This is a genomic window from Amycolatopsis sp. N2S4-7 (assembly GCF_058119595.1).
In genome coordinates this window covers 8,961,733-8,987,547 of the sequence record NZ_CP172299.1, presented here as the reverse complement: position 1 = coordinate 8,987,547, position 25,815 = coordinate 8,961,733, and the positions used below count along the sequence as shown (strand labels likewise).

The following is a 25,815-nucleotide window of genomic DNA, read 5'->3' as shown; positions in this document are numbered from 1 at the left end:
CGTACCGGGAGCGGCTACCGGCCGACCATCGCGGCCGCTTCCTCGCGCCGTCGCGACCGGCGCGCGGCGACCGCGGCGGGCAGGATCAGCGCCGCGACGAACGCCACGAACACGAACGCCACGCTGTAGTCCGTCACCTGCGCGATGCCGCCGATGATCGGCGGACCGCCGAGGAACCCGGTGTAGGCGATGGCCGTGACGAAGCCGATCTCCCGCTCGCCGCCGGCGCCGTCACCGCGTTTCCCGGCGTCGCCGGCGAGGCTGAGCGCGAGCGGGAACGACGCGGCGAGGCCCGCGCCGGCGAGCGCGAAGCCGGCGTAACCGACGGCGGCGACCGGGATCGTGGCCGTGGCGAGCAGTCCGGCCGCGGCCAGCGCCGAACCGGCGGCCAGGCAGCGGGTGGGGCCGAAGCGCCGTTGCGCCCACGAACCGGCGAGCCGGGTCAGCGCCATGACCAGCTGGAACCCGGCGAACGCGAGGGCGGCGGCGCCCTGGCCGACGCCGCGTTCGGCCGTCATCAGCAGCGCGGACCAGTCCGAGGACGCGCCCTCGGCGATCGCCGAGCACAGCGCGACCGCCGCGAGCAGCCACAGCACCGGACGGCGGATCGGCGCACGGCCGGGGGTCGAGACAGGGGCGTCGGGGTGCTCCGGGTGGATGCCCGGGACGGCGCGGACCACGAGCAACAGCACCGCGACGGCGACGACGGCGGCCACGGTGAGGTGGCGCGCCGGGGACCAGCCGTGACCGGCGGCGAGGCCCGCGGCCAGCGAACCGGCGAGCGCGCCGAAGCTGAAGCCGGCGTGGAACACCGCCATGATCGGCTTGCGCGACCGGCGTTCGACAGCCACGGCGGCGACGTTCATCGCGACGTCGAGCATCCCGACGCTCGCACCGATCACGAGCAGCGCCCCGGCCAGGAGCGGCACGGTGGGCGCGAACCCGATCAGCACCAGCGAACCGGCGGCCAGCGCGGTGCTCCCGGCGACGACCGCCCGGGCCCCGGCCCGCTCGATCAGCCGTCCGGCCACGGAAGCGGCGGCGAGCATCCCGACGCTCGCACCGAGCAGCGCGAGACCGAAAACCCCTGGCGAGGCGTGTACCTGCGCCGCGAGCGCGGGGGTGCGCGACGCCCACGAGCCCAGCGCGAGCCCGTTGAGGGCGAACACGGTGAACACCGCGATCCGGTCCCGCATCACTGCCCCCTTCCGTTGTCCCAGCTTGACTTAAGCGCTTCAGAAAGTCCACGGGTTTCCGGCTAGGCTGCGCGGATGACCCGGCGGCGCCGTCCCACGCTCGACGACGTCGCCGAGGCTGTCGGCGTCTCGCGGGCCACGGTGTCGAACGCCTACAACCGGCCCGACCAGCTGTCCGCGCAGCTGCGGGAACAGGTGCTGCGGGCGGCGGCGGAGCTGGGTTACGCCGGCCCGGACCCGACCGCGCGGAGCCTCGCCACCAGCCGCACCGGCGCGGTCGCCGTGCTGCTGGACACCTCGCTGTCCACGGCGTTCTCCGATCCGGCGCTGTCACTGACGCTGGACGCGCTGGCGCGGGTGGTCGACCCGCGCGGGCACGCGCTGCTGCTCCTGCCGGGCGGCCCGCCCGCTTCCCGCGTGCTGTCCGCGCAGGCCGACATCGCGGTCGCCTATTCGCTGGTCGACGACGCCCCGGCGCTGGAGGCGGTGCGGGCGCGGGGGCTGCCGCTGGTGGTGATCGACCAGCCGCTGCTGCCCGGCGCGGCGCGGATCGGCTGCCAGGACCGGGTGGGCGCGGCGCTGGCCGCGCGGCACCTGCTGGACCTGGGGCACCGGCGGTTCGGGATCTTCGCCGCGTGCAGCCACGTCACGCCTGGCGGTGGGCCGCTGACGGTGGCCTCGGCGTCGTCGGCGGCGTTCCGGGACACCCGCGAACGGCTCGGTGGCTACCTCGACGAGCTGGGTCCCGGCTGCGAGGTCGTCGTCCACGAAGCCGCCGGACTCAGCGCGGAGAGCGCGCTGGAGGGCGCGTTCGCGCTGCTCGGGCGGTCGCCGCGCCCGTCGGCGGTGCTGTGCATGTCCGACCAGCTCGCGCTGGCCGTGCTCGCCGCCGCGAGGGAGCTCGGGATCGGTGTGCCGGGTGAGCTGTCGGTGGTCGGGTTCGACGACAGCCCGCCGGCGTCGTGGTCCTCGCCCCCGCTGACGACGGTCCGGCAGGACCTCGCGGCCAAGGGCCGGATCGCCGGGGAGCTGGTGCTGCGCCTGCTGGACGGCGGCGAGGTCCCTCCGCCGGCGGAGGTGCCGGTTTCGCTGGTGGTGCGGGGCAGCACCGCCTAGCACCGTCTTCGGCCGTCCGCAAGACCGTTCCGCGCGGCTGTGGACAACCATTTCTTCGCCGGGCAGTTGTCCACAGAATCGAAATCGCGGGCTGACAAACCCGTCCCCGCCCGCCAATCTGGAATCACCGGTTCACCGCGGCCACCCGGGCCGCGACTCCAGAGAGGAAATCGCAAATGTCTTCACGTCGTCTTCGCGCCCGGCTCCCGCACGTCTTGGTCCTCGCCGTGGTCGGGCTCCTGACCAGCGCCGGAGTGGCCACCGCCGCGCCCGGCCAGGCGGATCCGGGCTGCCGGAAGGGCGAATTCTGCCTGTGGTCCGCCGACGGCTACGGGGGTGACGCCCAGCGTTTCGACCTGCGCACGGCGAATCCCGGGGAATGCATTCCACTGCCCGAAGGATTCGACGGATCGTCGTTCGCGAATCTGATGAGCCGCGACGTCACGGTGTACCAGAGCGAGGAATGCTCGACCGAGGGAGATTTCGTCACCTATCCGGGTGGCGGCACGTTCGTGCCGGACGCGCCCTTCCTGGTCCGCGGGATCCAGATCTGGGAGTGATCCCCTGAGCTGGGCCCGAACCGCCGCCCGCTTCCCGGAGCGAGTCGGCTCGCGGCGACGGCCGGGCCCGTCCGGGGCCGCTCCCCCGACAGCGGCCCCATCCCGTGGGCGCGCCTCTGCGGCGTGGCGCGCCCACGGGCCTCCCCGAGGTCCGCGGCGCCCTCACCACGCCCAGGCCCATCCACAGCACCGACAGGAGTCACGCTCACCCCGGGGTTCCCGCCACGCCCCGCTCCAGGCGAGCGTCCATCCGACGCGGCACCCTCCGCTGGATGACACTCCCACCCCGCCCGAAGCCTCGCCCACAACACCCACAGGAGGTGACACCGTGCTTTCACCCGGCCTCGAATCGCCCCGGCCACCCGGGTCGCCGCGGTGAAAGGTCCACACCACTTCACCCGCACGGGTCACGAGATCACGTCCTCGCCGGGGCGTCACCCCTGGTGTCCTCGTCGTCACCGAACTTTCCGAATTTACGTCGAACGAGACCTGAAACGATTCGCCGGTGTCGAACGATCGAGAGGATGGCGACGACTAAGCTGCCCGTGCCGGGCGACCGGCACGACCGGCAGCCAGCCGTCGGCGCGGGCCCTCGTAGCTCAGCTGGATAGAGCAAGAGCCTTCTAATCTCTAGGTCGCAGGTTCGAGTCCTGCCGGGGGCGCCACCAGGGAAGACGCCGTGCGCAGGTCGCGCACGGCGTGTTCAAAGCAAGAGATTCGCCTCACACCCGGACGTGTCGTCCAGGACGTCATGTCCCACAGTGGACGGTAGCGGCCCGCATTCTCCTTGCCCCGCACCCGACCGGGCGACAGCCGGCGCGTGCGGCCAACTGGCCCAACAAATCCGGCGCCCCGCACCCCCGAGACAATCTTGTTATCCGAACGGTGATCCCGCTCGCCGTTCTTCCCCGCGACCGGGCGATCACACCGAGCAATGACTCCGTGGTGCCGCCGACGCGCCCCTCCGACCTTTCGAGGACGAACACCATGACGGACCAGAATTCCACCCCCCGACACCACCGCCGCCGGACGAACGGCGCCGCTCGCGCCGTGTTCGCCGAGGCGCGGCGCGCCGGACTGGTGCAACGGCACCTGAGGAAGCTGAGCCGCCTCGCCATCCGGCAGGCCGAGGAATCTGCGGACCCCGCGTCCACGCGACGGCCCGACGTCCCGCTCGACCGCACCCCGCCCACCCCGGATACGGCGGCCCCGCACCCCCGCACGCCTCCGTCCACTTCGGAGGCCGCCTGACTGTCGCTTGTAGACGGTGGTCGCCCGCCCGGGGCGGGCCCTACCCGAATCACGGGCGCCGCGCATCTTCCAGATTGCTCTCTTGGGGCGGTCTGACCTCGCCCCCGGGGCCCCTGACGGTGAAAGCGCTGCTCAGAGCCTCCTCACCGGGGAGAGGACGCCCGTTCGGACCACACGAAGGTGGAATTTCCCCGCCGGAAACAGCATGATGGAAGAACGAGGCGGCACGCCCCGCCCCGGTCTGACGAATGCGGAGGACGTTCCGGTGCCAGATCCGATGGTGAGGAAGCTGCTGAACGCGATGGAGCGAACGGCGGGCTACAGCCACACCGGCTACCTGCTCAACGGGCTCACCGGCCCCGGCCCCTTCGCGGCGCCGGCGTACCTCGCGCCCGTCTGGCACCCGGACCTGCGCCTTCAGCCACCGCTCAGCCGCCAGGAACGCGAGGCCTTCGAGCGTCTGACCGCCTGGTTCTGACTTCCCCCCGGCCGGGGTTTCGGGTCGGTCCTGCGATAGGTGCCGCACGCACGGAATTGGGCATATCTCCACGTCAACCCAGCCGCCTGGCCGGGTTGATCGGCAGCGGTCTCGCCGGGCGAACGGGGCCGGCCGTGCGTGTGGGAAGCCGGGCGGGCGTCCCGCCCCGTCTACCCAAGCGGCGGAGTGCGCCTGGCCCGGACTAGGCCAACCCGGCAACGCCAGGCCGGGTCCCGGCCCAGGCGAGCACGGTGAACACCGCACCCAGCACTCCGCGCGCCCGGCAACCCGCCCACCGAGCGCGCAGCCGGAAGTGCTCCGGCACTGCAGCACCGACAACCCGGTCCACAACCGGCCCCAGACCGCGCCGTGCCCACCGGAGTCAGGCCGCCTCCGCTAACCCGCCCGCCACCAGCCCGGGCAGCTTCTCCGCCACCTCGATCGGGGTCGGCTGTGCGGCCAGTTCCGCCGCCAGCGTCTCCGCCGACCGGCGGTAGCCGGGCCTGGACAGAATCTCCTCGCACCGCGCCGCGATCGCCGCCGGGGCTATCTCGTTCGGGAGGAGGCGGATGCCCGCCCCGGCCTTCGTTATTGCTGCTCCGTTGTCGAACTGGTCGTCGAACACCGGGAGGACCAGCTGGGGCAGGGCTGCCTCGATCGCCGTCAGGGCCGTGCCCTGGCCGCCGTGGTGGATGGCCGCGTCGCACGTGGCGAACACCGGGGACAGGGGCATGCGGCCCACGTGGTGGACCTCCGGGGGCAGTGCCGGCCAGCCCGCCGCGATGCGGTCGTCCACGGCCACCACGATCTCCACCCCGAGGCCCGCCAGGGCCGCGACGATGTCGGGCACGCTCCCGGCGACCTGGCTGCGGCCCGTGCGCGGCACCACCGTGCCCAGCGTCAGGCACACCCGCGGCCGGCGACGGCGGCGCAGCACCCAGTCCGGTACCCGGGCTTCGCCGTTGTACGCCAGCGGGCGGATGCCCGTGTGGCCGGCCGCGTGCGGCAGGCGCAGGGACGGGGGCCACGGGTTGAGCACCGCCGCCGGGCGGGGCAGGGCCTCCAGGCCGCGGGCCGCCAGCTGGACCGACAGCTCCTTCGCCGCCGCCGTGCGGTACTCGGGCAGGGCCGCCACTCCCCAGTGCAGCTCCACCTGCGGGATCCCCAGGTGCCACGCCGCGAGCGGGCCGGCGAACTCGGCTCGCTCGCTCACCACCACGTCGGGCTGCCACTCCCGCATGACCACCGACGTGCCCGGCAGGCTGCGGGACGCCATCCGGCCGAACACCCGGCCGTGGGCCGCGCGTTGCTCCGCCAGGCCGGCGCTCGGGCGGTCGTCGGCGACCAGGTCGGCGAAGCGCTCCGCCGGTCCCGAGGACGCCGCCGGCAGGCCCGAACCGAGGACCGTCGGGACGAAGTCCGCCGCGCTGAGCACCAGGACCTCGTGCCCGGCCGCGCGGCAGGCCCACGCCAGCGGGACCAGCGGGAAGAAGTGACCGGGCAGGGCCACGGTGGTGAACAGGATCCGCACAACGTCCCCCTGGCGCCCGACGCGGTCAGTACGTGACGACGGCGCGGAACCGCACCTCGCCCTTGCCGACCTTCCGGACGGCTTCGGCGACGTCTTCGGCCGCGAACGTCTCCACCAGCGGCTTGACCTTGCCCGCGGCCACCAGGTCCAGCGCCTCGCGCAGGTACTCCGTGCCGTTGTGGGTCGCGCCGATGATCTGCTGGCCCAGTCCGAAGAACGGCAGCATCGGCGGCAGCGTGAACGGCTCCGTGACGTCGATGCCGGCCAGCACCAGCCGACCGTTGACGTTCAGGCCGGTCATCGCGTCCGCGGCCGCGCGGTAGGACGTCCCGGTGACGAGCACGACGTCGGCCCCGCCGGCCGCGCGCAGCTCTTCGCCGTTGGACACCACCGTGCCCGCTCCGAGGTCACGGGCCAGGTCGTGCTTCTCCGGCGAGCTGGTGACGGCGATGGTGTCGAAGCCGCACGCGCGGGCGTACTGCACGGCGAGGTGACCCAGCCCGCCGATGCCGACCACCGCGACCCGCTCCCCCGGCTTCGGGTCGGCCGAGCGCAGCGCGCTCCAGCTCGTGTATCCCGCGCACAGCACCGGAACCGCCAGCTCCGGCGACAGGTGGTCGGGGATGAGCACGGTCTGGTCGGCGGCGACGGCGATGTACTCGGCCTGTCCACCTTGGACGGTGAAGCCGGTGGAAACCGGGGCGGCGCAGGCAAAGGCAGCGCGCGCGGACAGAGGCAAGCCGAGCCGGCAGTAGTCGCAGCTGCCGCAGGTGCCGCGGATCCAGGTGGTGCCGACGACGTCGCCGACCCGGCGGCTGGTGACCGCGTCACCGACCGCGACAACCTCGCCGACCGGCTCGTGGCCGGGGATGGCGGGGTCGAACGCCGGGAACGGCAGCAGGCCCTTGGTCACCAGGACGTCGTTCGAGCAGATCCCGGACGCCCGCACGCGGATCAGCACGTCCGCCGGGCCGGGCTCGGGGGTCGGCACCTCCCGCAGCTCCCACTCCTCGTTGACCCCGGGGATTACCGCAGCCTTCATGACCATCATCCTCACTGGACGGAAAACGTTCGGGACCCGCACGGGCAACGGTGCCAGGACAGCCCCCGCCCGAGCGTCTCCCCGGCTGCGGAAGCCAAGCCGCGGGACGGGGGGCTGCGGAAGCGGAGCTGTCGGGCAGTTCAGGCCACGCGGGCCGCCCAGGGCGCACACGCGGCGTGGGCCGGGCGGGCCACGCAGGCAACTCAGGCGACTGGGCCGGTTCAGGGCACGCGCGCGGCCCGGTCGCGCCGCCCGCGCGGGCGGCGCGGGCGGCGCGGGCGGCGCGGGCGGCCTAGGCCCTCAAGCCACGCGGGCAGCTCAGGCGGCATGGCCGCGCAGGCAGCTCCGGCGGCTCGAGCAGTTCATGGCGCGCGGGCGGCTCAGGCCGCTGGTGCGGCCCAAGGGGCTCGGGCCGCGCGGTGGCTCGGGCAGCTCAGGCGGCACGGGCCGCTCAAGCCAGGCAGGCAGCTCAAGCCGCGCGGGTGCCGCGGGTGCGTCGTCCGGTGCACTCGCGCACGGAAGAAATCACCCGGTCGACGTCCGCGTCGGACAGGGACTGGTGCATCGGCAGCAGCAGCGTCTTCGCCGCGGCAGCCTCGGCGCCAGGCAACACCGCGTCGGAGCCGTACGCCGCGACCTGGTGCAGCAGCGGGTAGCGGAACGTCGTGTACACCCCGCACTCGTACAGGTCGCGGGCCACCTGGTCGCGGATCCCGTCGTCGAACTGGAGCCAGTACATGTAGTACGACGACGTGTGCCCGGCGGGCAGGGGCGGTGGGACGCGCAGCCCGGGCACCCCCTCCAGCCCCGCGTCGTACGCCCCGGCGACCTCACGTCGCCGGTTGATGAACTCGTCCAGGCGGCTCAGCTGGACCGTGCCGATGGCGGCTAGCACGTCGTTCGTGGTGGAACGGCGGGAAAACGACGTCACGTCGAAGTCCCACCAGCGGGTCTGGGCGCGCATCGCCTGGTCGTACCCGCTGCGCTGCTCCATGCCCAGGTAGGCGATCTTGGGGGCGCGGGCGGCCAGCTCCGGGTCGCGCACGCACAGCATGCCGCCGTCCACGGTGACCACGATCTTGCCGTGGTCGAAGCTCCACACGCCGATGTCGCCGAAGGTGCCGCAGCTCTGGCCGTCCACAGTGGACGCGATGGCGACGGCGGCGTCCTCGATCAGGAAGATGCTGCGGTCGCGGCACAGCTCGGCGATCCGCGCGACCTCGCCCGGGTAGCCGCCGTAGTGGAGGATCAGCACCGCCTTGGTGCGCTCGGTCAGCACCGCCTCGATGTCCTCGACGCGCGGGTTCAGCGTCGCTTCGTCGACGTCGCAGAACACCGGCACCGCGCCGCGGGAGGCGATCGCGTTGCCCGCGCCCACGAAGCTCGGCGTCGGCAGCACGACCTCGTCACCCGGCCCGATCTCCAGGAGCTCCATCGCGATGAACGTGGCCTCGGTGCAGGAGTTCGTCGACGTCACGTGCCCGGCGTCCACCCCGATGTGCCGCGCGAAAGCCGACTCGAACTCGTGCGTGCGGGTGCCGCGGCCGATCCAGTTGCTCTCGAACACCTCCCGGACGGCCGCGAGCTCGCGCTCGCCGAGCGCCGGCTGCATGACGTTGATCATGGGCTCCATCGGGACTCCTCGAGATGGCTGGATCACGGGCGGGTCCGGCCGGATCGCGATGGCGATCCGGCCGGACCCTGGGTTTTCCGTTGTCGCGGCCGGCCGTCAGGCCTGCGCCGCCTCCGCGGAGGTCTCCCCTTCCGCGGCGGCACCTTCCGGCGCGGCCTCCGGCGGCGGGCCCGTGGGCGGCGCCGGCGGGACCGGGATGTGCCGGAGGGTGACGAAGGCCAGCGCGGCCAGTGCCACGAACACGACCGCGCAGATGCCCGCGGTGGTGTTCAGGGCGCTGGTGAACGCGTTGCCCGCCGCGGAAAGCAGGTCCTGCGCGACGGCCGGCGGCTGCGAACCCGCCGCCTGGACCGCGGAGGAGATGCTTTCGCGGGTCGCGTCGGCGGCCGGGCCGGTGACGCTGGCCGGCACGGTCAGGTGGCTGTGGTACGCCGCCGTCGCGATGCTGCCGAGCGCGGCGATGCCGAGCGCGACACCCAGCTCACCACCGGTCGACTGCAGCGAAGCCGCCGACCCCATCTTCTCCGGCGGGGCCGAACCCATGACGACCTTGTTCACCAGGACGCCGATCGGGCTGCCGCCGATGAAGATGATGCTCGAGCCGAGGATCAGCACGGCCACGCCCGAAGTCGTGTCGTACAGGCTCAGCACCAGCATGCCGACCGCCGCGATGAGCATGCCGACCATCATGATGATGCCGGGCCGCACCTTCAGCGACAGCGGGTTGGTCACCTGGATGCCGATCACCATGATCACGGCCGGGATCAGCAGCAGCAGCGCGGACTTCAGGGCCGTGAAGCCCTCCACCTCCTGCAGGTGCTGGGTCACGAGCAGGCCCGTGCCGCCCTGGATCGCGGCGAACAGCAGGCCCAGGATCAGGCCACCGGAGACGGCCTTGATCGCGAACAGGCGGACGTCCAGCAGGGGGTTCGCCAGCTTGAGCTGCCGGACCACGAACAGGACGCCGAACAGGACACCCGCCACCGCCACCAGGACCGGCGCGACCGCCCAGCCGGAGCGGACGACCTCCTTGAGGCCCCAGATGAAGGGCAGGATCGCCAGCAGGGACAGCAGCACGCTCACCAGGTCGAGCTTGCCCGCGTTGGGGTTCTTGAACTCGGGCAGCAGGATCGGCCCGAACACCAGCACCAGCACCATGATCGGCACCGCGAGCAGGAAGACCGAGCCCCACCAGAACGAGGCCAGCAGCAGGCCGCCGACCACCGGGCCGAGGGCGATACCGGCCATCATCGAGGTGGCCCAGACACCGATCGCGGCACCCATCTGCTTCGGGTGCTGGAACATGCCCATGATCAACGCGAGCGTCGAGGGCATGATCGTCGCACCCGCGATGCCCAGCAGGGCGCGGATGACGATCAGCATTTCGGGGTTGGTCGAGAACGCGGCGATCGCCGAAAGGATGCCGAAGGCGGTGGCGCCGGTCACCAGGACCTTCCGCCGCCCTATCCGGTCACCGAGCGTGCCCATGGTCACCAGGAACCCGGCGATCAGGAAGCCGTAGATGTCGGTGATCCACAGCTGCTCGGTGCTGCTCGCGCCCAGGTCAGCGCTCAGGTGCGGGAGCGCGAGGAACAGGACGTTGATGTCCATCATCGTCAACATCGTGGGGAGGGCGAGCACCGCCAGCCCCCACCATTCCCGCCGCCCGGCCAAGGGCGGCGCGCCGTTACCGGTCACTTTTCATCATCCTCTCTCCATCAAAGCCGCCGGCCAACCGAGGGATCACAAAGGCCAGACGCACAGGGCGTTGTGACTTCGAGGTCGGTTCGTACGGTGAGTAACTGTCCCAGAGCCCGCTCGTCACGAGCATCTTCCGGAATGCGGTGCGACCCGCGCCGGGAACTGTCCGGCCGAACCGTGCGTTTCCCACTGTTATCCCCCGGTGAAACAGGCCCTGACCTGCGGCCACGGATTCCCGCGGCGGGCCGGAGCCCGACGGCGGAATCGGGACTCAGATGTATGCGGTGTCCGGTTCCAAACCGCACAGAATACGACCGTACAATTCCGCGGCGGTGGTCGGGTTGATCAACGCGTGCAGGCTCGCGGCCTGCAGGTCGTGCAGGATGCCCTGGATCGGCACGTGCTGGTAGATCGACGCGCCGCCCGCGCCGGCCGCGAGGATGTCGACGGCCTCCTTGGCCAGCTTGCAGACCTCGCCGACGTCCGCCCGGTTGCGGGCCCGCTCCTCGAGGGTCCACGGCACACCCTCGACGGCCTTCCAGTCCACCGTGGACGTGATCCGGCGGGCGTGGAACTCGGCCTGGTCGATCTTCTGCGAGGCCTCGGCGACCTGCAGGTGCGTGACGGCGGCGTCCGACTGCTTCGAGTACGCGGTGTAGGCGATCCGGCGGCCCGGCAGCCACTCCAGGAAGTTCTCCTTGGCCGCGCGCGCCAGGCCGAGGAGGGTGCCGACGCTGCTCGCGCCGGCCACCGGCACCAGCGGCGCGCGGTAGATCGGGATCCGCGCGTTGCGCTCGGAGACCGTGTTGCCCTGCACGACGGTCGGCATCGGCAGCGCCCGCTCGGCCGGGACGAACACGTCCTGCGCGATCGTGGTGAGGCTGCCCGAGCCCTTGAGGCCGGTGGCGAACCAGTCGTCGACGACCTGCAGGTCGTCCATCGGGACCAGGGCCATCAGCGGGTACGGCTCGGAGCCGTCGCCCGGGTCGAGGATGGCGATGATCTCCTGCCAGTGCGCGTGCGGCGCGCCGCTGATGAAGCTCCACTTGCCGTTGACGACGTAGCCGCCGGAGACGGTCTTGGCGAAGGCGGTGGGGCTGAGGGTCCCGCACACCCGGACGTCCGGGGTGGCGAACACCTCCTCCTGCACCTCCTCCGGGAACATGCAGACCATCCAGCCGGGGATGGAGTAGACCGAGGCGACCCACGACGCCGAGCCGTCCCCGCGGCCGAGCTGCGCGGCCACCTCCATCAGCGTGGTCGTGTCCGCCTCGTAGCCGCCGAACCGGGCGGGGACGCGGAGCTTGAAGATCCCCGCGTCGGCGAGGGCGTCGATCGTCTCTTCGGTGAGGCGGCGGTCCTCGGCGGCCTTGCCCGCGTTCCTGCGCAGCAGCGGGACCAGGCCGGCCGCGCGTTCGACGAGCTGGGCGCGGGTCGGAAGGGGGGTGCTCGGCACCATGACCTCCACGGTGTGACAAAAACGACGGAGGCCCGGCCGGGCGGCTCCGGGCGCAACAGGACGCCGCGCGCGTCCCCGACGTTCGCACCCGTTCCCGGTGGTCGCACCTCACGGGATGCGGCCGCCGGAGGTCGCGCAATCCGGAAGAGCCGGACGAGCCGGAAAGGGCCGCCGAGGAGGCCAAGCGGAGAGACGCGCCGTCGGCGCGTGCCGCCCGACACTGGCGCAAACCCGTCCTTGACCGGAGGATGCGCATGCGAGTCACCACCGACCGGCTGGCCGTACCCGGCGCGAGCCTGTACTACGAGGTCCGCGGGGCCGGCCCGGCGTTGCTGATCATCCCCAGCGGCAACGGCGACGCCGCGCCGTTCGTCCCGCTGGCGGAGACCCTCTCCGACGAGTACACGGTGATCACCTACGACCGCAGGGGCTTCTCGCGCAGCCCGCTCGACGGCCCGGTCGGCGACGACCGGATGGCCGACGACGCGCACGACATCGGCGCCCTGCTGCGGCACCTCGCCCCCGGCCCGGCCGCGGTGTTCGGGTCGAGCTCCGGGGCCATCGTCGCGCTCGCCACGCTCGAACGGCACCCCGACCTGGTGCACACGGTCGTCGCGCACGAGCCCCCGCTCGCGTCGGTGCTGCCGGACGCGGAACAGTGGCTCGGGTTCTACGCCGACCTGTACGAGACCTACCAGCGCGAGGGTGTCGACGCCGCGCGCAAGGCGTTCCGCTCGGGCATGGGCATGGAAACGACGACGAAACCGCCGCGGCGCACCGAACTGCCGCCGGACGAGCTCGCCGAGATGCTCGGCCGGATCCGCCGCAACCACGTGTTCTGGTTCGAGCACGAGCTGCTGCCCTACCCGGCCTACCGCCCGAACCTGCGGCTGCTGAAGTCCTTTTCGGACAAACTGGTGCTGGCCGGCGACGCCACGGCGCGCGACCGCTTCCCGTACCGGCCCAACACGGTGCTGGCCGAGCACACCGGCAACCCGATCGTGCACCTGCCCGGCGGGCACGTCGGCTACGTCACCCAGCCCGACGAGTTCGCCGTGGCGCTGCGGGAGGTCGTGCGTCCGGGCAGCCGGGTACCCCGGTGACGGATCAGGCGGCTTCTTCGTGCAGCCGGAGCAGGGCGTACGCCGAAACCGTCGTGTTGTCGCGGATCCCGCCGGTCCGGATCAGGTCCTCGAACTCCGCGCGCGGGCACCACCGGTGCCGCATGTCCTGCTCCTCGTGCTCGCGGTCCGGTTCGCCCTGGACGAGCTCCGTCGCCAGGAACACCGTGCACATCTGGCCGCTCGCGCCGTGCCAGGCGGCCAGCCGGCCGATCGGCACCATCGAGCCGGCGCGCAAGCCGGTCTCCTCGGCCAGCTCGCGGTGCGCCAGCTCGAGCGGGTCGCCGTCGCGGCGGCCGGGGAAGCACCCCTGCGGGAACTCCCAGTACCGCGCGGCGATCGGGTACCGGTACTGGTCGACGAGGTGGAACCCGCCGCGCTCCGCGGCGATCACCACGGCGAAGTCGGGCCGGTCGATCACCGAGTAGACGCCGTGCGAACCGTCGGGGCGCTCGATGGCGTCCTCGCGGACGCTCAACCAGGCGTTCTCGTACACCTGCCGGGTGGAGATCTGCCGGATCACCGGGAGATCGGCGTCAGCCATGGCTTCACGATAGGCGCGGCCGGGCGGGCGGCGCTTCTCTGGCGGTGCTCCACAAGCAACAGAGGAGACGCGGCCGGCGGCGGCCCGCGCGGACCATGGTCGCTGGGGAGATCGGCGGTCCGGCCGGCCACCGGCAGGACCGGTCCGCCGTGTCCGGCTCGTTCGCCCCCGACGAGTTCGTTGCAGGACCCGCGCTCGGTGCCGCTGCCGGCCCGCGAGCCGGCCCCGGAGGCATCATCACCCGATTGGAGACGCGAATGCGTTTTCTGCCCGACAAGGACCAGCTCCGAGTGGCGGTGATCGGATTCGGCTACGTCGGCTCGTGCATCGCCGCGACGCTGGCCGGCCGGGGGTTCGACGTGATCGGCGTCGACACCGATCCCCGCCTGGTCGACGAGCTCGCGCGCGGCCACTGCCGGTTCGCCGAAGAAGGTCTCGCCGAGCTGATCTTCCGCGGCCTCGCCGACGGGCACCTCCGCGTGACCACCGACATCGCCGAGGCCGGCACCGCCGACGTCGTGCTGATCGCGGTCGGCACGCCCGTGCGCGAGGACGGCTCCCTCGCCGAGGAGCAGCTGCGCGGCGCCTGCCGGGCGCTGAGCGCGCACCTGCGGCCCGGCCAGCTGATCGTGCTGAAGAGCACCGTGCCACCGGGGACCACGCGCGGCATCGTGCTGCCGCTGCTGGAGGAGAGCGGCCTGACCGGCGGCACCGACTTCGGCCTGGCGTTCACCCCCGAACGGCTCGCCGAGGGCACCGCCCTGCGCGAGCTGCAGACCTTCCCGATCGTCGCCGGCGGTCTCGGTGCGGACAGCGAGGCCGCCGCGGAGGCGTTCTGGCGGCGCACGCTCGGGGTCGAGGTGATCCCCCGCGATTCGCTGGAAGCGGCCGAGATCGTCAAGCTGGCCAGCAACTGGTGGATCGACCTGAACATCGCGCTGGCGAACGAGCTCGCGAAGTTCTGCGCGCTCTACGGGGTCGACGTGCTCGACGTGATCACCGCGGCGAACACGATCCCCAAGGGCGCGGGCAACGTGAACATCCTGCTCCCCAGCGTGGGCGTCGGCGGCTCGTGCCTGACCAAGGACCCGTGGATGGTGTGGCGCTCGGCCGACCGGCTCGGGCTGCAGATCCGGACGGCCCCGGCCGGCCGGGAGGTCAACGCCGGGATGCCGGAGTACACCGCGCAGCTGGCCGTCGACGAACTGGTGCGCCAGGGGAAGAACCCCACCGGCAGCAAGGTGGCCGTGCTGGGCCTGGCGTTCAAGAACGACACCGGGGACCTGCGGGCCACGCCGACCGTCGGCGCGGTGAAGACGCTCGCCAAGGCGGGGCTCACCGTGGCCGTGTACGACCCCCTGGTCGACGCGGACGCGGCCGAGGAGCTGTTCGGCGTCCGCCCCGCGGCCACGCTCGAAGAGGCCGTGCGGGACGCGGACTGCCTGGCGATCCTCGCCCTGCACCGCGACTTCCACGACCTCGACTTCGCCGCCCTGCCGGTCGCGGAGAACTGCCTGGTCCTCGACGGCCGGGCCTACTACCCCAAGGAAAAGATCGCCGAGCTGCGCGCCGCCGGGTACGTCTACCGCGGCATCGGCCGCGGGGATGCGATCCCCGGTCCGGACGAAGGCGCGCAGCGGATCTGGACGGAGACCGGACGATGAGCACCCACCCCGCCCGCCACGCCGTCGTCACCGGTGGCACCGGTTTCGTCGGCTCGCACCTGGTCGAGCGCCTGGTCGACCGCGGCGACCGCGTCACCGTCCTGGACGCGGTGGCGCCGCGCTTCCCGGTCGAGGGCGTCCGGTACGTCACCGGCGACCTGCGCGAGAGCGCGAAGCTGGCGGAGGTCATCCGGCCCGGCGTCGACGTCGTCTACCACCTCGCCGCGGTCGTCGGCGTCGACCAGTACCTGGCGCGCCCGCTCGACGTCATCGACATCAACTACGCCGCCACCCGGTCGGTGCTCGACCTCGCGCTCGAGGCGGGCGCGAAGGTCGTCCTGGCCAGCACCAGCGAGGTGTTCGGCAAGAACCCGGCGGTGCCGTGGGACGAGGACGGCGACCGCGTGCTCGGCGGCACGTCGCACGACCGGTGGTCCTACTCCTCCAGCAAGGCGCTGGCCGAGCACCTGACCTTCGCCTTCGCCCGCCAGCGCGGCCTGGACGCGACGATCGTGCGCTACTTCAACGTCTACGGCCCGCGCCAGCGGCCGGCCTACATCGTCAGCCGGTCGATCCACCGCGCGCTCAACCGGCGGTCGCTGGTCGTCTACGACGAGGGCAGGCAGACCCGCTGCTTCACCTTCGTCGACGACGCGATCGAGGGCACGCTGCGCGCCGCGGACCACCCGGGTTCGACGGGCCAGGCGTTCAACATCGGCAGCATGGCGGAAACCACCGTCGGCGAGGTCGTCCGGCTGGTCGGCGAGATCACCGGCGTGACCGACGTCGTCGACGTCGACACCGGCGAAAAGCTCGGAGCGTCCTACCAGGACCTGCCGCGGCGCGTGCCGAACAACGCCAAGGCACAGGCGATCCTCGGCTGGCGGCCCGAAACCGCGCTGCGCGACGGCCTGGTCAAGACCGTCGAGTGGGCGCGCGGGGCGGACTGGTGGCTCGGCCAGGACGACAGCGGCGCGGAGTGAGGAAGCCATGACCACGAACAGTGAGGGCCAGTCCATGGGAACGAAGTGTCGGGTGTGCGGCGGCCGGGTGGCCGAGTTCGTCGACCTGGGCAACCAGCCGACGGCGAACGGCTTCCTGCTCCCCCACGAGGTGGCCGGCGAGTTCCGCTTCCGCCTCGCGGTCGGGGCGTGCGAGGACTGCACCATGGTGCAGCTGATGGAGGAGGTACCGCAGGAGCTGCGCTACCACGCCGGCTACCGGTACCAGGCCTCCGGTTCGGCGGGCCACCGCGCGCACTTCCGGGCCGACGCCGAGTGGTTCCTCGCCAACGAGCTCACCGGCGACAACCCGTTCATCGTCGAGATCGGCTGCAACGACGGCGTGATGCTGTCGGCGATCGCCGAGGCGGGGGTCCGGCACCTGGGCGTCGAGCCGTCCGGGAACGTCGCGGACCTGGCCAGGGCGAAGGGGGTCCAGGTGCTCTCGGCGTTCTTCGACGAGCAGACCGCGACCGCCGTCCGCGGCGCGCACGGGGCCGCGGACGTCATCTTCGGCGCCAACACGATCTGCCACATCGCCCACGTCGAATCGCTGTTCCGGGGCATCGACGCGCTGCTGTCGGCGGACGGCATCTTCGTGTTCGAGGAGCCCTACCTCGGCACGATCATCGACGGCATGGCGTTCGACCAGATCTACGACGAGCACGTGTTCTACTTCAGCGCGGGTTCGGTGCGCCGGATGGCCGAGCGGTTCGGCTTCGAGCTGGTGCACGCCGAGCACATCGCCATGCACGGCGGCGAAGTCCGGTACACCATCGCCCGCCCGGGCGCGCGCACGCCGTCGGCGGCGCTCGACGCGCTCCTCGCCGAGGAGGAGGCGGGCAAGCTCTCGGAGCCGCTGACGTTCACGCGGTTCGGCCGCAACGTGGAGCGCATCCGCGACAACCTCGTCGGGCTGCTCACCCACCTGCGGGCCGAGGGCAAGACGGTGGTCGGCTACGGCGCGCCGGGCAAGAGCTCGACGGTGACGACGTACTGCGGGATCACCACCGACCTGATCCCGTTCGTCGTCGACTCGACCCCGGGCAAGCAGGGCCACCTGCTGCCGGGCTCGCACCTGCCGGTGAAGCCGCCGTCGGCGTTCACGGACGACTACCCGGACTACGCGGTGCTGTTCGCGTGGAACCACGCGGCGGAGATCACGGCCAAGGAGCGCGGCTTCCGCGCAGCCGGCGGCAAGTGGATCCGCTTCGTGCCCGAGGTCGAGGTGTTCTGACGCTTCCGCTGGTTCGTGAAAGGCCCCGCCGGATTCGCCCGGCGGGGCCTTTCCGTTCGTGCGGGACCACCGGCCACTGTGGACAGCAGAAAGCCGCCACCCGAACAGGGTGGCGGCTTTCCCACTGCCTGACGGATCAGCGGCGCCGGTGCTGGACGACCAGCTTCTCCAGGTCCGGGATCACGTCGCTGGGCGACGGCATCGCCAGCCAGTCGTCGTGCAGGGCCTCGGCCGCGTGGCGGTAGTTGCGGTCCGTGGCCACGTTCCAGACCAGGTCGCGGATCTCCTCGACCGTCTTGGCACGGTGGTCGAGGCGGACGCCGGCGCCGGTCGAGATGACGAAGTCCGACACCACGGTGGACTCGACCTTCTTGGCCGGCAGCTCCCAGTGCGAGGTGGCCGCGTCGGGCTCGCCCTCTTCGCGCTCGTCGAACTCCCAGCCGAGGCGGTAGGTGCCGGTCTTGTTCACGTCGCCGTCCTCGACCAGGCGCATGAGCAGTGACACGCCCTCGACGTCGCAGACCAGCTGCGGGACCTTGTGCGCCACCGCCGAGGAGTACGTGCCGATGCCGCCGTGGTGGATCAGGGCCGAGCACGTCGGGAGCAGGTGCGGCAGGTTGACCCAGTCGATGACCTTGACGTTCGGCGGGATCTCCTCGACGTCGGCCAGCTGCGCCTTGTCGAGCGTCGCCACGATCTCGAGGTCGTCGAGCTCCCCGAGGGCCTTGAGGATCTTCGGCGCGCGGTCCCAGTCGCCCTTGATGAACCGGCGGGTGGACTCCCCCAGCGACAGCGCGACGCGGCGGCGGTTCTTGCGGCCGCAGCACTCACAGCGCGTCGCCTCGGGGCGCTGGTAGAGCCACTTCGGGAACGGCTCCGGGTCGACGTACGGGACGTGCCGCATCGGCAGCTTCTTGGTGCTCGTCGGCAGCCGCAGGCCCTCCAGCATCGTCTCGATGCTCCACTGCCCGACGAGCAGCTCGTCGTCGACCTCGTAGCCGTACTTCTGGGCCAGCGGCCGGATCAGCGTGGCCAGCGGGTTCGGGTCGAGGCCGGCCGCACGGAGGGCGGACTCGTTCTCGGCCAGCCGGTCGAGGCTCCAGCCGAACATGTCGTGCCCGATCAGCAGCCGCGTGTGCGCCGCGCCGCAGACCTTCGCCGCGACCGCGGCCGCCGGGATGGTGGCGTCCCACGAGATCAGGTCCGGCTGCCAGGCCTTCGCGAACTCGATCAGGTCCTCGGCCTCGGAACGGTCGAGCCGCACGTAGTCCGACGTCGGCTGCATCAGCCACTGGTAGAACACGATCCAGTGCTCGCGACCCTCGGGCGACAGGCCCATCACGTCGGCGTAGCGGTTCACGATGTCCTGGTGGTGCGGCGGGGCGCAGTCGTCGGTGAGCCGCACGGGCGGCTGGTCCGGGTCGCCGAGCAGGACCGGCGTCAGGCCCGTCTTGACGATCAGGTCCGCCGAGCTGTGGTGCGCGGCGATGCGGACCTCGTGACCGGCGCTCTGCAACGCCCACGCCAGCGGGACCACCGGGTAGAGGTGCGCCAGTGAGTTCGGATAGACGGTGAACAGGACTCGCATCGAATCTCCTCGACTCCGGATGAGGTGTCGTCGCCGGTGGGGGTCAGGCGCACCCGGCCCGGCTGGAGCCGCGGTCCGCACGAGCGGCGGGACACCGTGCCGGCGGCACACGCGACGCCGGTTCCGGCGCGAAAATCCTGACTACAGCGAGGATCGTCGCCCGGGCCGCGGCAGCGCATCTCCCGCCGTGCGGTGGGCCCGTGCGCTGTGCAAACGAGGAGACGCAGTGCCCCCGCACCACGCCGATACTTGGCGTCTGCCCACCGGAATCCGGCCGGATCGCGCGCCGTCGTGGAGGACGCATGAGTACGTTCAGTTTCCTGGACGAGAAGACGATCGCCTACGTGGTCAGTTCGTGCACGCCACCCGACGCGGTGGTCAGCAGCCTGATCGAGGACACCGCGAAGGTCGGCGAGCTCGCCGAGATGCTGACGCCGATCGAACAGGCCGGCTTCCTGCACCTGATCGCGAAGCTGGTCGCGCCGAAGACGGTCGTCGACGTCGGGACGTTCACCGGACTGTCCTCTTTGGCCTTCGCGCGCGGGCTCGCCCCCGGCGGCCGCGTGATCACCTGCGACGTCACCGAGGACTGGGTCGGCATCGCCCGCAAGCACTGGGAGATGGCCGGCGTCGCCGACCGGATCGAGTTCAAGCTCGGTCCCGGCCGCAAAACGCTGCCCGGCCTGGTCGGCGAAGGCGAAGCGGACCTGGTGTTCATCGACGCCGACAAGACGTCCTACCCGTACTACATCGACGCGGTGACGCCGATGCTGCGCTCGGGTGGCCTGCTGATCCTCGACAACGTGCTGCTGCACGGCAGTGTCGCGGCACCCGAAGACGTCGAGGAGGACCTTCCGCGCTACGCCGCCGAAGTCGTCGCCGGGGTCAACGCCAAGCTCGCCGTGGACGAGCGGTTCGAAACCGTGATGCTGCCCATCGCCGACGGCGTCACGCTCGCCCGCAAGAAGTGAACGGACAGGGGGAAGTGGCCATGAGCGAACAACCGGACGGCCCCGGCCCGGCCGCGGAGAACCGTCCGGCCCGGCCGCTGAACGGTGCCGAGTACATCGAGAGCCTGCGCGACAACCGCGAGGTCTACATCAACGGCGAGCGCGTCAAGGACGTCACCGAACACCCGGCGTTCCGCAACCCGATCCGGATGACCGCTCGCCTGTACGACGCGCTGCACGACCCGAAGTACAAGGACGTGCTCACCGCGCCGACCGACACCGGCAGCGGCGGGTACACCCACCGGTTCTTCCGCACGCCGCACAGCGTCGAGGACATGGTCGCCGACCAGAAGGCGATCGCGACCTGGGCGCGGATGAGCTACGGCTGGATGGGCCGCAGCCCGGACTACAAGGCGTCCTTCCTCGGCACGCTCGGCGCGAACTCCGAGTTCTACGCGCCGTTCGAGGAGAACGCCAAGCGCTGGTACAAGGAGTCGCAGGAGAAGGTCCTGTACTGGAACCACGCGCTCGTGCACCCGCCGGTCGACCGCAAGCGGCCGCCGGACGAGGTCCGCGACGTGTTCGTGCACGTGGAAAAGGAAACGGACTCGGGCCTGATCGTCAGCGGCGCCAAGGTCGTCGCGACTGGGTCGGCGCTGACGCACTACAACTTCATCGCCCACTACGGCCTGCCGATCAAGCGCCGCGAGTTCGCGCTCGTGGCGACGATCCCCATGGACGCCAAGGGGATGAAGCTGATCTGCCGCCCGTCGTACACGGCGATGGCGAACGCGGTCGGCTCGCCGTTCGACTACCCGCTGTCCTCGCGGCTGGACGAGAACGACACGATCCTGGTGCTGGACAAGGTCCTCATCCCGTGGGAGAACGTCTTCATCTACGGGGACCTCGGCAAGGTGCAGACGTTCACCGGGCAGTCCGGGTTCATCGAGCGCTCCACCTTCCAGGGCTGCACGCGCCTGGCGGTCAAGCTGGAGTTCATCGCGGGCCTGCTCGCCAAGGCGCTCGAGATCACCGGCACCGAGGACTTCCGCGGCGTGCAGACCCGGCTCGGCGAAGTTCTCGCGTGGCGCAACCTGTTCTGGGGCCTCTCGGACGCCGCGGCGCGCAACCCGGTGCCGTGGCGCGACGGCGCGCTGCTGCCGAACCCGGCGTACGGCCAGGCCTACCGCTGGTTCACGCAGGTCGGCTACGCGCGGATCCGCGAAATCGTGCTGCAGGACGTCGCGAGCGCGCTGATCTACATCAACTCCAGCGCCGAGGACTTCAAGAACACCGAGATCCGCTCCTACCTCGACACCTACGTCCGCGGCTCGAACGGCATCGACGCCGAAACCCGCGTCAAGGTGATGAAGCTGCTGTGGGACGCGGTCGGCACGGAGTTCGGCGGCCGGCACGAGCTCTACGAGCGCAACTACGCCGGCAGCCACGAGAACACCCGCATCGAGCTGCTGTTCGGCCAGGTCGCCTCCGGGCAGGTCGACGACTACAAGCGGTTCGTCGACACCTGCCTCAACGAGTACGACCTCGACGGCTGGACCGTGCCGGACATGCACCGGTGAAGTGGGCAAGACGCGAGGTGTCCGTGGCCGGGGACGCAACGAAGATGAAGCCGGGGAACGAGGGCCGGTGACCGCGGCCGTCCTGGGGTACCGCGGCGGTTCGGCCGAGAAGAACTTTAGGAGTGAGTGATGTCCGCAGAAGACGCCCCTCGCGTGCCGCTCGAGGCGACGGAACTGACCAACCCGCCGCAGCTGCTCGCCAAGCTCGGCACCGACAGCCCGATCCACAAGGTGTCGATGCCCGACGGCATGCCGGCGTGGCTCGTCACCGGCTACCGCGAAGCGCGGCGCGCGCTGTCCGACCCCCGCCTGGCGCGCAGCGACAAGGTCGCCGACCCGACGCTCAAGCCGTACCTGGCGCTCTACAACGACGACTTCTTCCGCCACTCCATGGTCTTCAACGACCGGCCGGACCACACGCGGATGAAGAAGCTCGTGTCGCAGGCGTTCACCCCGCGGTACATGGAGAACCTGCGCCCGCGGGTGCAGGAGATCACCGACCGCCTGCTCGACGGCATCGCCGCCGCCGGCACCGCGGAGGTCGTCGAGGACCTCGCCATCCCGCTGCCCAACGAGGTCATCTGCGAGTGGTTCGGCGTCCCCATGTCGGACCGCGCGGAGTTCCGCGAGTACTGCGGGATCGTCACCGGGCTCGGCGAGGTCACCGACCAGAACGACATCTTCCAGGCCGGCCGCTGGTTCGACGACTACCTGACGAAGCTGATCTCCCAGCGCAAGGAGACCGGCGGCGAGGACATGATCTCGGCGATCCTGTCCGGCCAGGAGGGCAACGCGACCCTGTCGGACATCGAGCTGCGGTCCAACATCTTCCTGATGCTGATCGGCTCGGTCGAAACGGCGGTCAACATGATCGCCAACGGCATCCTCGCGCTGCTGCGCAACCCGGAGCAGCTGGCCGCGCTGCGGGCCAACCCGGACCTGGTGCCGAAGGCGATCGAAGAGATCCTGCGCGTCGACCCGCCGGTGGTCACGGTGACCTACCACTTCGCCAAGGCCGAGGTCACCATCGGCGACGTCGTCGTGCAGCCGGGCGAGCACGTGGCCATCTCCTTGACGGCGACGAACTACGACGCCCGCGACTTCCCGGAGCCCGGCAAGTTCGACCTGGAGCGCCAGACGCCGCACCTGGCGTTCAGCCACGGCATCCACTTCTGCCTCGGCGCGCCGCTGGCCCGGCTGGAGGGCGAGATCTTCTTCAAGAGCCTGCTGGCCCGGTTCTCGGACATCCAGCTGGCGATCCCGGAGGGCGACCTCGGCTGGAAGCCCAGCTACTTCGTCCACCGCCTCAACGAGCTCCCGATCCGCTTCACGGAGGCCTCCTCCGCCGCGGCGGCTTAGGTTCGTTGCTCCCCGAGCCCCGGGTCCGGTTCGCCGGCCCCGGGGCTCTTTCGTGCGCCGGGACGGACGGCTCGCGTACCTGGACGGACGACTCGCGTACCCGGACGGACGACACGCGTACCCGGAGGGACGACACGCGTACCCGAAAGGACGACACGAAGAAGAGCCGCCTCGCGCGGGTGGCGCGAGGCGGCTCCGGTGTGCCCCCAGGTCAGGCCGCGCGCGGCGTTCCCGCTTCACGAATGCCTCCTCCGCCGCGGCGGCCTAGGTTTGCTGCCCCCGAGCCCCGGGTCCGTTCGCCGGCCCCGGGGCTCCTTTCGTGCGCCGGGACGGACGACACGCGTACCCGGAAGGACGACACGAAGAAGAGCCGCCTCGCGCGGGTGGCGCGAGGCGGCTCCGGTGTGCCCCCAGGTCAGGCCGCGGCGCGGCGTTCCCGCTCGGTGACCGCCTCGTAGTAGCGGGCGATCGCCTTGTACGACTCCTTCGGCTCGATCCGGTAGGTCGAGAAGTGGTCGAAGTAGTCGTCGCGGATGGTCTTCGTGATCGTCATGCTCGCCGTGTCCAGGTCCCACTGCGGGTCGTCGGAGTGCGGGTGCGTCGGGTGGACGAACTCCGTCACCGCGACGCTGTAGATCCCGAACTCGTCGTACAGGCGCAGCCGGTCCAGGTGGAAGTCGGCCTGGGCCTGCTCGTCGCGGACGAAGCCGTCGAACACACGCGGCGGCTCGACCGTGCGGTCCACGATGTCGAAGCCCAGCAGGCCCTTCTCCGACGCGCCCGCGTACGTGAAGGTGCCGTACTCGGCGATCATGATCGGCTTGCCCCACTTGCGGTACGCGTCCAGTTCGGCGATGTACGCGGAACGGCTCGGCTTCGCGTGGAAGTAGTCCGTGATGCCGATGTAGTCGAACGGCGTCCAGTCGACCCGCTCGAACGAGCCGGCCGAGTAGGTGATGCCACCGGTGAAGTTCGCCCGCGCAACCTTGACCGCCTGGCCCAGGAACGCGTTGAGCTTCAGCTCGACGTCGTCGTGGTCGATCGGGCCGACCGGGCGCAGGAAGTGGTGGTCGGAGTCGGGGAACGCGTTGCCCATCCGGTTGTGGTAGAACTCGCCCGGCATGATCCCCATGGTCTGGATCGCGTGCGTGCACCCGACGCTGACGTGGATGTCCGCGCCCTGCTTGCGGAACTTCTCGCCGAGGCGGGCGGTCTCGGCGATGTGCTCCAGCACGTCCGGCTGCTCGCCGTCCATCAGCCGCGGCTGCAGCCACACGTGCAGGCCGCGCTCGACCGCGTGGGCCGTGGTGGCTTCGAGGCGGTCGAACAGGGTGCCGTAGATCGTCACCGAGTTGGCCTTGAGCCCGTCGGCGATCGAGTCGATCTCGGTGCGCATGATGTCGTCGTTCCACACCATGCGCGAGTTGTGGCCCTGGCCCGTCTCGTGGTTGGACCCGCAGTCGTAGGCGACCCCGCGGTAGGTGAGACCTCTCCCCTGCGGCGCGAGGATCTCGTGTTCGGTCATTTCGTGCTCTCCTAAGCCGCTACGCCGCGCGCCGGCGCTGCTGGAAGATGTCGTTGATCCCGGTCAGGCCCGAAAGCATGGTCGCGAAGTCCGTCTCGCGCGGACGCAGCTTCTGCGGGTCGATCTGCTCCTGGGCCTTGTCCCAGTAGTCCTCCTTGTTCTTCGTGCGGTCGTAGAAGAACCGCACGAAGTCCAGGACGGAGTCGAGGAAGGTCCGGTAGCTCTCCTCGTACAGGCCGAGCAGCTCGTCCTCGACCGACGGGTCGTGCAGCACCCCGTCGATCGCGTCGGCCAGTGCCCGCGCCCCGCGCAGCGCCAGCGTGACGCCGGTGGACAGCAGCGGGTCGACGAACGCGGCGGCGTCGCCGACCAGCGCCCAGCCCGGGCCGTGGAAGCGCTCGGCGGTGTAGGACCAGTCCTTGATGTTGCGGAACCCGCTCGCCCGCGTCGCGCCCTTGACCAGGGTGCTGACCTCTTCGGTCTTGCCGAGCTCCTCGAAGTACAGCTCCTCCAGCGACTTGCCGGACTTCTGGTACTCCTCCAGCGGCGTCACGTAGCCGACGCTGACCGTGCCGTCGTGGAGCGGGATGAACCAGAACCAGCCGGTGGGGCGGTTCTCCGAGATGATGTCGCCGGCCTTGGTGCCGCTGTAGAGGTTGCAGCCCTGCCAGTACGTCCAGGTGGCGATGTTGCGCAGGTCGTCGTGCCAGACGACGGAGTCGAAGTGCTTGGCCAGCATGTGGGTCTGGCCCGAGGCGTCGATCACGAACTTCGCGTGCGCCTCCTTCGTCTCCTTGCTGCCCTTCTCGGCGTAGGAGACGCCGACCATGCGCTCGCCGTCGAAGAGCGGCTCGCGGACGGTGACCTCTTCGAGCACCTTCGCGCCCAGCTCACGGGCCCGGCCCAGGACCAGCGCGTCGAAGTCGGCGCGGCGGACCTGGTAGGCGTAGTCGTAGAGGGCCGACTCGGTGAACCGGAAGCCCCAGGTGCCCTGGTTCTTGCCCCACAGCAGGGTGCCGCCGTACTTCTTGGTGAAGCCCATGGCGTCCAGGCGCTTGATCAGCCCCAGGTCGTCCAAAGTGGGCAGGGCACCGGTGATCAGGGACTCGCCGATGTGGTAGCGCGGGAACTTCTCGCGCTCGAGCACCAGCACCTTGTGCCCCATGCCGGCCAGCAGCCCGGCCGTCGCCGCGCCACCCGGTCCCCCGCCGATGACGACGACGTCGTAATCCTCTTCAGTTGCGCTCATGTGCGCCCTTCCTCCTCGAGATCGCCGCTG

Annotated in this window: 21 protein-coding genes and 1 tRNA gene; 12 read left to right on the top strand and 10 right to left on the bottom strand. The window is 71.1% G+C overall.

The features are described from left to right. Positions 1-14 precede the first annotated feature (14 nt). On the bottom strand, positions 15-1,196 hold the full coding sequence (locus ACH54P_RS42280) for an MFS transporter (RefSeq protein ID WP_489908917.1): 1,182 nt from the start codon (positions 1,194-1,196) through the stop codon (positions 15-17). A gap of 75 nt (positions 1,197-1,271) precedes the next feature. Here ACH54P_RS42280 and ACH54P_RS42275 point away from each other — a divergent pair, with 75 nt between their 5' ends. The 5 genes from ACH54P_RS42275 (at position 1,272) to ACH54P_RS42255 (ending at position 4,601) form a co-directional block, all read left to right on the top strand. Further along, complete coding sequence (locus ACH54P_RS42275; protein WP_489908916.1) at positions 1,272-2,312, top strand: LacI family DNA-binding transcriptional regulator; 1,041 nt, start codon at positions 1,272-1,274, stop codon at positions 2,310-2,312. A gap of 176 nt (positions 2,313-2,488) precedes the next feature. Beyond that, positions 2,489-2,872 carry a peptidase inhibitor family I36 protein gene (locus tag ACH54P_RS42270; protein ID WP_489908915.1) on the top strand — a complete coding sequence of 128 codons (384 nt, stop codon included), beginning with the start codon at positions 2,489-2,491 and terminating at the stop codon, positions 2,870-2,872. A gap of 588 nt (positions 2,873-3,460) precedes the next feature. Then, positions 3,461-3,537 (top strand) — tRNA-Arg (locus tag ACH54P_RS42265). A gap of 322 nt (positions 3,538-3,859) precedes the next feature. After that, positions 3,860-4,123, top strand: a complete 264-nt coding sequence (locus tag ACH54P_RS42260; RefSeq protein ID WP_489908914.1) for a hypothetical protein — start codon at positions 3,860-3,862, stop codon at positions 4,121-4,123. A 265-nt stretch (positions 4,124-4,388) separates the two neighbouring features. Then, positions 4,389-4,601 carry a hypothetical protein gene (locus tag ACH54P_RS42255; RefSeq protein WP_489908913.1) on the top strand — a complete coding sequence of 71 codons (213 nt, stop codon included), beginning with the start codon at positions 4,389-4,391 and terminating at the stop codon, positions 4,599-4,601. Between the two features lie 382 nt (positions 4,602-4,983). Here ACH54P_RS42255 and ACH54P_RS42250 read toward each other — a convergent pair whose 3' ends face one another. From ACH54P_RS42250 to ACH54P_RS42230, 5 genes are all read right to left on the bottom strand, one after another. Next, positions 4,984-6,132, bottom strand: coding sequence for a nucleotide disphospho-sugar-binding domain-containing protein (locus ACH54P_RS42250; RefSeq protein ID WP_489908912.1), 1,149 nt, complete (start codon positions 6,130-6,132; stop codon positions 4,984-4,986). A gap of 25 nt (positions 6,133-6,157) precedes the next feature. Continuing rightward, positions 6,158-7,174 (bottom strand): alcohol dehydrogenase catalytic domain-containing protein, encoded by a 1,017-nt coding sequence (locus ACH54P_RS42245; RefSeq protein ID WP_489908911.1) that lies wholly within the window; start codon positions 7,172-7,174, stop codon positions 6,158-6,160. Positions 7,175-7,643: 469 nt separating this feature from the next. After that, positions 7,644-8,807, bottom strand: coding sequence for a DegT/DnrJ/EryC1/StrS family aminotransferase (locus ACH54P_RS42240; protein WP_489908910.1), 1,164 nt, complete (start codon positions 8,805-8,807; stop codon positions 7,644-7,646). 96 nt (positions 8,808-8,903) lie between these two features. Continuing rightward, on the bottom strand, positions 8,904-10,505 hold the full coding sequence (locus tag ACH54P_RS42235; RefSeq protein WP_489908909.1) for an MFS transporter: 1,602 nt from the start codon (positions 10,503-10,505) through the stop codon (positions 8,904-8,906). 274 nt (positions 10,506-10,779) lie between these two features. Next, positions 10,780-11,967 carry an acyl-CoA dehydrogenase family protein gene (locus tag ACH54P_RS42230; protein ID WP_489908908.1) on the bottom strand — a complete coding sequence of 396 codons (1,188 nt, stop codon included), beginning with the start codon at positions 11,965-11,967 and terminating at the stop codon, positions 10,780-10,782. 254 nt (positions 11,968-12,221) lie between these two features. Here ACH54P_RS42230 and ACH54P_RS42225 point away from each other — a divergent pair, with 254 nt between their 5' ends. Continuing rightward, positions 12,222-13,070, top strand: coding sequence for an alpha/beta fold hydrolase (locus ACH54P_RS42225; RefSeq protein WP_489908907.1), 849 nt, complete (start codon positions 12,222-12,224; stop codon positions 13,068-13,070). 4 nt (positions 13,071-13,074) lie between these two features. Here ACH54P_RS42225 and ACH54P_RS42220 read toward each other — a convergent pair whose 3' ends face one another. Next, positions 13,075-13,632 carry an NUDIX domain-containing protein gene (locus ACH54P_RS42220; RefSeq protein WP_489908906.1) on the bottom strand — a complete coding sequence of 186 codons (558 nt, stop codon included), beginning with the start codon at positions 13,630-13,632 and terminating at the stop codon, positions 13,075-13,077. A gap of 257 nt (positions 13,633-13,889) precedes the next feature. Between ACH54P_RS42220 and ACH54P_RS42215 the strand changes: the two genes are divergently transcribed. The 3 genes from ACH54P_RS42215 to ACH54P_RS42205 are packed head-to-tail and all read left to right on the top strand — an operon-like array spanning position 13,890 to position 17,534. Further along, positions 13,890-15,296 carry a nucleotide sugar dehydrogenase gene (locus ACH54P_RS42215; RefSeq protein ID WP_489908905.1) on the top strand — a complete coding sequence of 469 codons (1,407 nt, stop codon included), beginning with the start codon at positions 13,890-13,892 and terminating at the stop codon, positions 15,294-15,296. Continuing rightward, complete coding sequence (locus ACH54P_RS42210) at positions 15,293-16,279, top strand: NAD-dependent epimerase/dehydratase family protein (protein ID WP_489908904.1); 987 nt, start codon at positions 15,293-15,295, stop codon at positions 16,277-16,279. The genes ACH54P_RS42215 and ACH54P_RS42210 overlap by 4 nt, the downstream gene beginning before the upstream one ends. A 34-nt stretch (positions 16,280-16,313) precedes the next feature. Then, positions 16,314-17,534 carry a methyltransferase domain-containing protein gene (locus ACH54P_RS42205; RefSeq protein WP_489908903.1) on the top strand — a complete coding sequence of 407 codons (1,221 nt, stop codon included), beginning with the start codon at positions 16,314-16,316 and terminating at the stop codon, positions 17,532-17,534. Positions 17,535-17,670: 136 nt separating this feature from the next. Here ACH54P_RS42205 and ACH54P_RS42200 read toward each other — a convergent pair whose 3' ends face one another. Further along, positions 17,671-19,122, bottom strand: coding sequence for a nucleotide disphospho-sugar-binding domain-containing protein (locus ACH54P_RS42200; RefSeq protein WP_489908902.1), 1,452 nt, complete (start codon positions 19,120-19,122; stop codon positions 17,671-17,673). Between the two features lie 302 nt (positions 19,123-19,424). Here ACH54P_RS42200 and ACH54P_RS42195 point away from each other — a divergent pair, with 302 nt between their 5' ends. The 3 genes from ACH54P_RS42195 to ACH54P_RS42185 all read left to right on the top strand — a co-directional run bounded on the left by ACH54P_RS42195 (position 19,425) and on the right by ACH54P_RS42185 (position 23,011). Continuing rightward, on the top strand, positions 19,425-20,093 hold the full coding sequence (locus ACH54P_RS42195) for an O-methyltransferase (protein WP_410642207.1): 669 nt from the start codon (positions 19,425-19,427) through the stop codon (positions 20,091-20,093). Positions 20,094-20,113: 20 nt separating this feature from the next. Beyond that, positions 20,114-21,652 (top strand): 4-hydroxyphenylacetate 3-hydroxylase family protein, encoded by a 1,539-nt coding sequence (locus tag ACH54P_RS42190; protein ID WP_489908901.1) that lies wholly within the window; start codon positions 20,114-20,116, stop codon positions 21,650-21,652. Between the two features lie 129 nt (positions 21,653-21,781). Continuing rightward, a complete protein-coding gene (locus ACH54P_RS42185) occupies positions 21,782-23,011 on the top strand; it encodes a cytochrome P450 family protein (protein ID WP_489908900.1) in 1,230 nt (409 codons plus the stop codon). A gap of 415 nt (positions 23,012-23,426) precedes the next feature. Here ACH54P_RS42185 and ACH54P_RS42180 read toward each other — a convergent pair whose 3' ends face one another. Next, positions 23,427-24,536 carry a hypothetical protein gene (locus ACH54P_RS42180; protein ID WP_489908899.1) on the bottom strand — a complete coding sequence of 370 codons (1,110 nt, stop codon included), beginning with the start codon at positions 24,534-24,536 and terminating at the stop codon, positions 23,427-23,429. A 19-nt stretch (positions 24,537-24,555) separates the two neighbouring features. After that, on the bottom strand, positions 24,556-25,785 hold the full coding sequence (locus ACH54P_RS42175) for an NAD(P)/FAD-dependent oxidoreductase (RefSeq protein ID WP_489908898.1): 1,230 nt from the start codon (positions 25,783-25,785) through the stop codon (positions 24,556-24,558). Between the last annotated feature and the right edge of the window lie 30 nt (positions 25,786-25,815).

What these genes read in the sequence shown, in the direction of transcription:
- ACH54P_RS42215 (WP_489908905.1), top strand. Translation starts at nt 13,890, where the DNA reads ATGCGTTTTCTGCCCGACAAGGACCAGCTCCGAGTGGCGGTGATCGGA.
- ACH54P_RS42210 (WP_489908904.1), top strand. Translation starts at nt 15,293, where the DNA reads ATGAGCACCCACCCCGCCCGCCACGCCGTCGTCACCGGTGGCACCGGT.
- ACH54P_RS42240 (WP_489908910.1), bottom strand. Translation starts at nt 8,807, where the DNA reads ATGGAGCCCATGATCAACGTCATGCAGCCGGCGCTCGGCGAGCGCGAG.
- ACH54P_RS42275 (WP_489908916.1), top strand. Translation starts at nt 1,272, where the DNA reads ATGACCCGGCGGCGCCGTCCCACGCTCGACGACGTCGCCGAGGCTGTC.
- ACH54P_RS42205 (WP_489908903.1), top strand. Translation starts at nt 16,314, where the DNA reads ATGGGAACGAAGTGTCGGGTGTGCGGCGGCCGGGTGGCCGAGTTCGTC.
- ACH54P_RS42225 (WP_489908907.1), top strand. Translation starts at nt 12,222, where the DNA reads ATGCGAGTCACCACCGACCGGCTGGCCGTACCCGGCGCGAGCCTGTAC.
- ACH54P_RS42270 (WP_489908915.1), top strand. Translation starts at nt 2,489, where the DNA reads ATGTCTTCACGTCGTCTTCGCGCCCGGCTCCCGCACGTCTTGGTCCTC.
- ACH54P_RS42245 (WP_489908911.1), bottom strand. Translation starts at nt 7,174, where the DNA reads ATGAAGGCTGCGGTAATCCCCGGGGTCAACGAGGAGTGGGAGCTGCGG.
- ACH54P_RS42175 (WP_489908898.1), bottom strand. Translation starts at nt 25,785, where the DNA reads ATGAGCGCAACTGAAGAGGATTACGACGTCGTCGTCATCGGCGGGGGA.
- ACH54P_RS42180 (WP_489908899.1), bottom strand. Translation starts at nt 24,536, where the DNA reads ATGACCGAACACGAGATCCTCGCGCCGCAGGGGAGAGGTCTCACCTAC.
- ACH54P_RS42195 (WP_410642207.1), top strand. Translation starts at nt 19,425, where the DNA reads ATGAGTACGTTCAGTTTCCTGGACGAGAAGACGATCGCCTACGTGGTC.
- ACH54P_RS42220 (WP_489908906.1), bottom strand. Translation starts at nt 13,632, where the DNA reads ATGGCTGACGCCGATCTCCCGGTGATCCGGCAGATCTCCACCCGGCAG.
- ACH54P_RS42230 (WP_489908908.1), bottom strand. Translation starts at nt 11,967, where the DNA reads ATGGTGCCGAGCACCCCCCTTCCGACCCGCGCCCAGCTCGTCGAACGC.
- ACH54P_RS42190 (WP_489908901.1), top strand. Translation starts at nt 20,114, where the DNA reads ATGAGCGAACAACCGGACGGCCCCGGCCCGGCCGCGGAGAACCGTCCG.
- ACH54P_RS42280 (WP_489908917.1), bottom strand. Translation starts at nt 1,196, where the DNA reads ATGCGGGACCGGATCGCGGTGTTCACCGTGTTCGCCCTCAACGGGCTC.
- ACH54P_RS42200 (WP_489908902.1), bottom strand. Translation starts at nt 19,122, where the DNA reads ATGCGAGTCCTGTTCACCGTCTATCCGAACTCACTGGCGCACCTCTAC.
- ACH54P_RS42185 (WP_489908900.1), top strand. Translation starts at nt 21,782, where the DNA reads ATGTCCGCAGAAGACGCCCCTCGCGTGCCGCTCGAGGCGACGGAACTG.
- ACH54P_RS42260 (WP_489908914.1), top strand. Translation starts at nt 3,860, where the DNA reads ATGACGGACCAGAATTCCACCCCCCGACACCACCGCCGCCGGACGAAC.